Annotated in this window: 1 protein-coding gene; it reads left to right on the top strand. The window is 40.0% G+C overall.

What is annotated here, in order from left to right:
- Window positions 1-72: 72 nt before the first annotated feature.
- Window positions 73-342, top strand: a complete 270-nt coding sequence (locus tag AB4140_RS19645; RefSeq protein ID WP_157936128.1) for a transposase — start codon at window positions 73-75, stop codon at window positions 340-342.
- The last annotated feature ends 178 nt before the right edge of the window (window positions 343-520 follow it).

Raw genomic sequence — 520 nt, 5'->3', positions numbered from 1 at the left:
TGTAACCCTCCCTTAAAATCAGAATGTTTTAAATAGAGTTTTCCATTTACACTAAACCAAATGGAGAATCACATGAAAAAGACACGCTTTACAGAAAGCCAAATCATCAACATCCTCAAAGAAGGTGAATCAGGCGCCCTTACTGTGCCTGAGTTATGCCGCAAACATAATGTTGGTCAAAGTACCTATTACAAATGGAAATCGAAATACGGTGGGATGCAAGCCTCTGATTTAACCCGTATGCGTGAATTAGAAGCTGAAAATGCCAAACTTAAAAAGATGTTTGCAGATGTCAGTTTGCAAAACATGGCACTTAAAGACATTGTTGAAAAAAAGCTATAAAGCCAGCAGAGCGGAAGGTGTTAGCCCACTATGCCATTAATGAATTTGGCCTAGGTGTTGTGTTGGCTTGTGATGCGCTAAGTATTAGTCGTTGCACATTTTATTACCAACTCAAGCGTATCGATGATAATGACATCATTGAGGCCGTATCAGGCATCGCAGAGAAGCATAGGGCTTA

This window comes from Shewanella sp. 10N.286.51.B2, assembly GCF_041469265.1.
Lineage (GTDB): Bacteria > Pseudomonadota > Gammaproteobacteria > Enterobacterales > Shewanellaceae > Shewanella.
This window is presented reverse-complemented; position numbering and strand designations above follow the sequence as displayed.

What these genes read in the sequence shown, in the direction of transcription:
- AB4140_RS19645 (WP_157936128.1), top strand. Translation starts at nt 73, where the DNA reads ATGAAAAAGACACGCTTTACAGAAAGCCAAATCATCAACATCCTCAAA.